The following is a 2,500-nucleotide window of genomic DNA, read 5'->3' on the forward strand; positions in this document are numbered from 1 at the left end:
TCGCCAATGGCTGGCCAAACAGCGATATCGAGGCGCTCATGCCTTGGAACTACCAGCGCTGAACGGCATCAGCTACGCGCTTACGGTCAAAACGCGACGCAAAGGCAAACACCTTACGCAGAGCATGCTGATCCCAACCGAGAAAATGGTCGCTGACGAGCTGCGGGCTGCTCGACCTGGCCACTTGTCGGATCTTGCAGAGTTACGACGTAAGCTCGCGGTAAAATACGGAGCAGACGCCTGCTGCCCAGTGACTGTGCGGCGGCACTTGGTGCATATCAGTCAACACGGCAGCGCGCCCTTTTGGCGCGTCGTAAATCCCGATCGGCCATTCGCCCGACGGATGAGAGGTGGATCGGAACACATACGCGAAAGATTGGCCGCGGAATGCTAAGTGTCCTGTTGCCGTACTTCAGCGCATACGAAAACGGCCCGCACAAGGCGGGCCGTTTTCGAATTTGGTTGCGGGGACAGGATTTGAACCTGTGACCTTCAGGTTATGAGCCTGACGAGCTACCGGGCTGCTCCACCCCGCGTCAACCCTAAAGGTAAGCCTTGGCTCACCGGATTCAAGCTTCCGCCAAATGAAAGGGCCGCTTTCGCGGCCCGGAGTCCCGTTGGCGGGCCTGTTCGTAAGGAGAAGATTAAACAACGTGCGCTTGGCAGACCTGGCAGCGACCTACTCTCCCGCGTCTTGAGACGAAGTACCATCAGCGCTGGAGCGTTTCACGGCCGAGTTCGGAATGGGATCGGGTGCAGCCGCTCCGCCATAACCACCAGGTCGGCAAAACGCACGTTGCTCGAGAAGCTGTTTTCTGTGCCATCCATCGTGTTCACGATGGACATTAGGAATGAGAACGATCAAGCCGATCGAACTATTAGTACCGGTAAGCTTCAAGCGTTGCCGCTCTTCCACACCCGGCCTATCAACGTGGTCGTCTTCCACGGTTCTCAGGGAATACTCGTTTTAAGGTGGGTTTCCCGCTTAGATGCCTTCAGCGGTTATCCCGTCCGGATATAGCTACCCTGCTATGCGGCTGGCGCCACAACAGGTCCACCAGAGATCCGTCCATCCCGGTCCTCTCGTACTAGGGACAGATCCTTTCAATATTCCTACACCCACGGCAGATAGGGACCGAACTGTCTCACGACGTTCTGAACCCAACTCACGTACCGCTTTAAATGGCGAACAGCCATACCCTTGGGACCTGCTCCAGCCCCAGGATGCGATGAGTCGACATCGAGGTGCCAAACAACCCCGTCGATATGGACTCTTGGGGGTCATCAGCCTGTTATCCCCGGCGTACCTTTTATCCGTTGAGCGATGGCCCTTCCACGCGGGACCACCGGATCACTATGACCGACTTTCGTCTCTGCTCGACTTGTCAGTCTCGCAGTCAGGCAGGCTTATGCCATTGCACTCAGCGAACGATTTCCGACCGTTCTGAGCCCACCATCGCGCGCCTCCGTTACTCTTTAGGAGGCGACCGCCCCAGTCAAACTACCCACCATACATTGTCCCGGACCCGGATAACGGGCCGCGGTTAGACATCCATAGTGATAAGGGTGGTATTTCAAGGGTGGCTCCACCTGAGCTGGCGCCCAGGTTTCAAAGCCTACCACCTATCCTACACATGCCACTACGAATGCCAATGTAAAGCTATAGTAAAGGTGCACGGGGTCTTTCCGTCTAACCGCAGGAACCCCGCATCTTCACGGGGAATTCAATTTCACTGAGTCTATGCTGGAGACAGCGGGGAAGTCGTTACGCCATTCGTGCAGGTCGGAACTTACCCGACAAGGAATTTCGCTACCTTAGGACCGTTATAGTTACGGCCGCCGTTTACTGGGGCTTCGATTCAGAGCTTGCACCCCTCCTCTTAACCTTCCAGCACCGGGCAGGCGTCAGACCCTATACGTCGTCTTGCGACTTCGCAGAGCCCTGTGTTTTTGATAAACAGTCGCTACCCCCTGGTCTGTGCCACCCTCCCATGCTTGCGCATGAAAGGGTCACGCTTCTTCCGAAGTTACGCGTGCAATTTGCCGAGTTCCTTCAGCATAGTTCTCTCAAGCGCCTTGGTATACTCTACCAGTCCACCAGTGTCGGTTTCGGGTACGGTCTATAAGGAGGAGCTATTTCCTGGAACCACGCAGCAGCCCTTTCAATCCGATAAGATTGGACTACCTCAATGATCCGTCACTTCCTCCAGGCCCACGAATATTAACGTGGTTCCCATCGTCTACGCATTTCTGCCTCGACTTAGGGGCCGGCTAACCCTGCTCAGATTAGCTTTAAGCAGGAACCCTTGGACTTTCGGCGGGGGAGTCTCTCACTCCCCTTACGTTACTCATGTCAGCATTCGCACTTCTGATACCTCCACCACCCCTCACGGGTATGGCTTCATCAGCTTACAGAACGCTCCGCTACCGCTTGCATTGCTGCAAACCCTAAGCTTCGGTGTATGGCTTTAGCCCCGTTACATTTTCGGCGCAAAGACCC

The 2,500-nt window shown here is 55.6% G+C and carries 1 tRNA gene and 2 rRNA genes (1 of these 3 cut by a window edge); all 3 read right to left on the minus strand.

The features are described 5' to 3' along the window. Nucleotides 1-459: 459 nt before the first annotated feature. Nucleotides 460-536: transfer RNA gene (locus tag NKJ46_RS30170), tRNA-Met, on the minus strand. Between the two features lie 130 nt (nucleotides 537-666). Next, nucleotides 667-781: ribosomal RNA gene (rrf, locus tag NKJ46_RS30175) — 5S ribosomal RNA — on the minus strand. 76 nt (nucleotides 782-857) lie between these two features. Further along, nucleotides 858-2,500: ribosomal RNA gene (locus tag NKJ46_RS30180) — 23S ribosomal RNA — on the minus strand; it runs 1,156 nt beyond the window's last position.

Origin of the sequence: Mesorhizobium sp. M0166, from assembly GCF_040322255.1 — a bacterium.
Lineage (GTDB): Bacteria > Pseudomonadota > Alphaproteobacteria > Rhizobiales > Rhizobiaceae > Mesorhizobium.